The following is a 4,505-nucleotide window of genomic DNA, read 5'->3' on the forward strand; positions in this document are numbered from 1 at the left end:
AGAAATAATAAATCACTATTTTTACTTGTCAACAAGAAAAAGGGGAAACAAAAAAAGCTAACATTTCTGCTAGCTTTTATTGTTTTGCTCCCCCTGCTGGACTTTAGGAAAACTCCCAACATAGTAGTATAATCAATACTTACAGATTTATTCTATAAACCAGTGAGCTTTATTAGAGTAGTTTTAATACTTCTTCATATCCATACACCATCTCAATAATAAAGCTATCAGGATTATAAATAAGCCATAGATACAGACTTTTCATTTTAAAGCAATGTATCCTTACATTTTCTTTTTCAAGATTAGAAGTTTCAGCTAATGCATTTAATATCATGCTATAAATTTCCTTATAAAGTTGTTGTGTAGCTTGCTTATATCTAAAAACTACTACTCTAAGTTCATCTAAGCAAAATATAAGTTCTGTTTCAGTTGATTTAAAGCCCATAAAAACAACATCTTTCAAGTACAAATAACTGTCATACCCTTTTATTCTGTCTTGCTCTAAAGGCTCTAAATCTAATTCCCATTTTTCATAAGCTGTGCCTATTTTAAATGGTAGTTTTATGTTTTTGCTAGTCATATAAAAGGATATAAAAAAACCACTCGTGGGAGTGGCTTTTCAAATATTTTATTTTTTACATGTTATTGGTATTCATAAGTAATAGTTCGCCATACTTCCCCTTTTTCATCTTTATCAATTCTTTGTGTTGGATAGCCATCTTTATCATATTCATAAGTATAGGTATGAGAATTACCATTTCTTATCTCTTTTATGATATTATTAACAAATGTATTAAAGCCCCATAGCTCAATTGATATATAAGTTTTAGGCATTATATGCAAATGCTTAAAAGGGTTGATTTTATCATCATACTCATATTCATATTTGGTTGAATAGGAAGATGTATTTTCCTTTATAAGATTGCCTTTAGAATCATAAAAGTAATAATCTGAAAATACAGATTCTTTGTTATTATATTTAGAATCAGCTCTTGTAATTAAACTGTTATTATTTTCGTAATAATAAAGTATTTTATATTTATAATCGTATTCATTTGATTCTATTCTTTCCACTTTCCCGCTTTTGTCATAAAAATATTTTCTTATGATAGACGAAGATGAATTTCCCATCCATTCTTTAGATTCTATTACTTTATCTTCAGAATAAATATATTCAGTATTAGTGACATATTCCTTATAATAATCAAATAATTTGATTAACCTGCCCTTGCTATCATATTCAAATTTTATAGAATAAAAAGGGAAATAGTCGTAATTGTTAAATTTAACATCTATTTTCTTAGGCTTTTTTATTACATTTACTATGGGTTTTGTAGTATCTCCACCCTCTTTTTTGTCTTTAGGGTCATTTTCTTTTTTATCACAAGCTGCAAAAAATATGCAGGCTATTGTAAAGATTGAAAAAAGTAGTTTGTGTTTCATGGTATGTTTTTTATATGATTTATTTTTTAAAAACAATAGATGCCAAAATTGAAGCTATAAAAAAAGAGATAATACCACAAATACTATAAACATTGTTCTCACCAAACATTTTAAATATCCAGTATATCTCAGATAAAACAGGCAAAAAGAGTGATACCACCCCAGCTATAAAGCTGTGTTGGAATGCAATTACTACAGTCCAGATATGGTAGGCTACCCCTATGAGCCATAATAGATTTATAAATCCTTTCATATTATTGATTTTTAAAATTTATAATTTAGTTATTGTTGTAATACTCGCAAATTGCATTAAAAATACCCTCACCAATACTTCCTGGAATAACACTTGTGTATTCATCAAGTATGCTAGCTTCTTTTGTTACAATAACTTCTTTTTCTGAATTGTACAATACAACTTCTTGTGATTTGATTTTATAGGTTTGACAATCGCAAGTGTATTTTGTCAGTTCTGTTGCATTTTTATAAATTTTTCCTTTCCCTTTATATGTTTTATTTGGCACTTCTACCCAAGCTTCAATACAGTGACCAATATAGTTAGCTGAAGTTTCTGGCGATATTCTTACTGTATTTGTCAATAGATAGTATATTTCAAGCCCTCTACTTACTCCTATGTATTGTCTATTTTCTTGAGCTTTTACAAGTAAAGGAATTGATAACAATAATAAAAATATTAGTTTTTTCATAGTTTATAAATTATAATGTATTATTGCTTAATTTTAACTTTTTTATTGTTTTATCATTTATCTCATACCTTAAATAAGGATACATATATACCATCTTATTTCCACGTTTTAACTTTTCTTTGAGAGAATCGTAATTCTCTTTATCTTCATCTATTAGAAGCTCTATATTGTATCTTTTTAAAGGGTCAAATGAATAGGTTTTAGAAATTATTCCTGTGAAAAATTTTATATTTAAGGATTTTGTATTCCACTCGTATAAAATACCTGTTTTATAGGTGCTAGGTATCCTAACATAGCTAATATTGTCGGCAGTTATAACATAAGTATAATAATTGGTAGAGTCAACTTTATTTGGTTGTCCATATTTCTCTATTAGCATATATTTTATTGAATTGACAATGTCTTCAACTATACACTGGTTAAACCCATAAATCCCTGTACTCTTACTTATACTTCCCCAAAAAAATTTGTTTTCAATTTTACCCATAAATTGAGCATGCCCCTTATGTCCCAATAACATAGTAACCGCTTTACAATATTTTCCTTCCTCAGGAACTACCATTGCATAGTGATGTATATCAATTGATTTGTTTTGATATTCAGAATAATCAAAAACGTCTAAATAGTATGCCCTAATATTATCTTTTTCAAATGATAAATCATAATAAAAAGTTTTTTTATAAAAAGTACTTTTTTTGATACCTAAACTATCTAACTGTTTATCAAAGTCTTTCATTTCTCCTCCTAAATGAATGTTTTCAATGATTCTTAAATCATTTTTGCTGATATTTTTACACCCAGTAAAAGTAAAGACAACAAGTATCGCGATAAGTATCTTTATTTTCATAATCATTTTGTTTTAATTGTTATTTTATAAACTTGACATATATGTCATCATAGGCAACAAACTTAAACTATTTCTTTGACATTGTCAAATATGTCAATATGGAAAAATTAGTTTTGTTGAAAAAATTTGGAGCTAACATTAAAAAAATAAGGGAAAGTAAAGGATTAGCTCAAATTGATTTAGCTGTTAAAATGGGTTATGCTGATGATGCTACTTCCATTTCACGCATTGAAGCTGGTAGAACCAATCCTACTTTATTCACTATCCACAAAATAAGTACTGCATTGGATATGCCTATGGCTGATTTATTAGATTTTAATGCTCTAGAGGAATAATAAACAACATTATAGAGTTGTTCAGCTAAATGCAAAAAAGCTATTATAATTATATAACATATTTTTTGCTGCTGGGAATAATAATATTGAATATGGCTTTTTTGTATTAGTTTATACCTATGCCTTTTCTTGTCAAACTCCCAACATAATAGTAAATAAAAAAAATAATTAAATAACAGGAGAGATTATACTTCTACAGATTTATATCCATGTGATGTTATTATTAAATGGTCTAGTAGATGTATGTCCAATAATTCACATGCTGCTTTAAGTTTCTTGGTCATTTCTTTATCTTGTTCACTAGCAATAAGCTGTTTACTTGGATGATTATGTGCCAGTATGACTGAATGGGCATTACATTTTAAAGCTATAGATAAAATTACTTTAGTATCAACACAAGTAGCTGCTGTACCACCTTTAAATAAGTTACATATCCCTAATACTTTATTAGCCCTGTTCAGAAGCAACATTTTAAATTCTTCCTGATATTCTATGGCATTTAAATCCCATGTATCAATAAATATTTTGTATGCTAGGGATGATTCTTTTATACTGATTTCATTTTTAATATCTGCTTTGTATGATATTTGTATTTCTGCTGCTTTTAGTTCCATAAAAATAAGGTTTTAACATAATTGTTTAAAAATTTTTCCAGTTTGGTTTTCCTTTCTTATAAGCATAAAACGAAAGTGGAAAAAAATAAAAATATAGGTCAGGGTAAATCAGCTAAAAAAACAACTGAATGTACTGCCTGTTTTATTGTATAGACAGCACATTCTGTTGCATAGCAAATTTACATCGCATCTATTTCTAAATGACTTGCCATTGCTGCTTCAATTTCCTTAGCCAATTTTTCATCTTCACTAGGCACTCCATCAGGTAAATAAACATACCGATGATGTAGTGTAATGGTTTCTCCCGTTTGTTTTATTACATAGTCATAAGGAGCTACTGTAATTTTTTCAATCCTGCCAGGAATTTCACTACCAATAAGATATTTACATGTAGGTTCATCAAAAGTGCAAGCTAGCATAGCTTTTTTGACAGTAGCGTAGTAATTTCCAGTTTGTTGGCTTTTTACCATTTCTACACCACTTTGTACCTCTAAAAGAAAAAATGAACTGTCATCTTCTCTTTGAATTTCTTTGTAATTAATAACTTTAACCATAGAATAAA

Annotated in this window: 9 protein-coding genes; 2 read left to right on the forward strand and 7 right to left on the reverse strand. The window is 28.2% G+C overall.

The genetic code is table 11. The features are described from left to right. Positions 1–172: 172 nt before the first annotated feature. The 5 genes from Q0087_RS06665 to Q0087_RS06685 form a co-directional block, all read right to left on the reverse strand. Entirely contained in the window at positions 173–469 is a 297-nt protein-coding gene (locus Q0087_RS06665) for a hypothetical protein (RefSeq protein WP_297898898.1), read from the reverse strand. A gap of 173 nt (positions 470–642) precedes the next feature. Further along, positions 643–1,443 carry a hypothetical protein gene (locus Q0087_RS06670; protein WP_297898899.1) on the reverse strand — a complete coding sequence of 267 codons (801 nt, stop codon included), beginning with the start codon at positions 1,441–1,443 and terminating at the stop codon, positions 643–645. Positions 1,444–1,462: 19 nt separating this feature from the next. Then, entirely contained in the window at positions 1,463–1,588 is a 126-nt protein-coding gene (locus tag Q0087_RS06675) for a hypothetical protein (protein WP_297898900.1), read from the reverse strand. Between the two features lie 133 nt (positions 1,589–1,721). Then, positions 1,722–1,853, reverse strand: a complete 132-nt coding sequence (locus Q0087_RS06680; protein ID WP_297898901.1) for a hypothetical protein — start codon at positions 1,851–1,853, stop codon at positions 1,722–1,724. Between the two features lie 304 nt (positions 1,854–2,157). Further along, positions 2,158–2,994 carry a hypothetical protein gene (locus Q0087_RS06685; protein WP_297898902.1) on the reverse strand — a complete coding sequence of 279 codons (837 nt, stop codon included), beginning with the start codon at positions 2,992–2,994 and terminating at the stop codon, positions 2,158–2,160. Between the two features lie 98 nt (positions 2,995–3,092). Here Q0087_RS06685 and Q0087_RS06690 point away from each other — a divergent pair, with 98 nt between their 5' ends. Beyond that, complete coding sequence (locus Q0087_RS06690; RefSeq protein ID WP_297898903.1) at positions 3,093–3,329, forward strand: helix-turn-helix domain-containing protein; 237 nt, start codon at positions 3,093–3,095, stop codon at positions 3,327–3,329. A gap of 185 nt (positions 3,330–3,514) precedes the next feature. Here Q0087_RS06690 and Q0087_RS06695 read toward each other — a convergent pair whose 3' ends face one another. Beyond that, positions 3,515–3,886, reverse strand: coding sequence for a JAB domain-containing protein (locus Q0087_RS06695; protein WP_297898905.1), 372 nt, complete (start codon positions 3,884–3,886; stop codon positions 3,515–3,517). Between Q0087_RS06695 and Q0087_RS06700 the strand changes: the two genes are divergently transcribed. Beyond that, positions 3,822–3,959 carry a hypothetical protein gene (locus Q0087_RS06700; RefSeq protein ID WP_297898906.1) on the forward strand — a complete coding sequence of 46 codons (138 nt, stop codon included), beginning with the start codon at positions 3,822–3,824 and terminating at the stop codon, positions 3,957–3,959. The genes Q0087_RS06695 and Q0087_RS06700 overlap by 65 nt on opposite strands. Positions 3,960–4,122: 163 nt before the next feature. Here Q0087_RS06700 and Q0087_RS06705 read toward each other — a convergent pair whose 3' ends face one another. Next, entirely contained in the window at positions 4,123–4,362 is a 240-nt protein-coding gene (locus Q0087_RS06705; RefSeq protein WP_297898904.1) for a hypothetical protein, read from the reverse strand. Positions 4,363–4,505 lie beyond the last annotated feature (143 nt).

The organism is uncultured Methanobrevibacter sp. (assembly GCF_937881195.1).
Taxonomy (GTDB): domain Archaea; phylum Methanobacteriota; class Methanobacteria; order Methanobacteriales; family Methanobacteriaceae; genus Methanobinarius.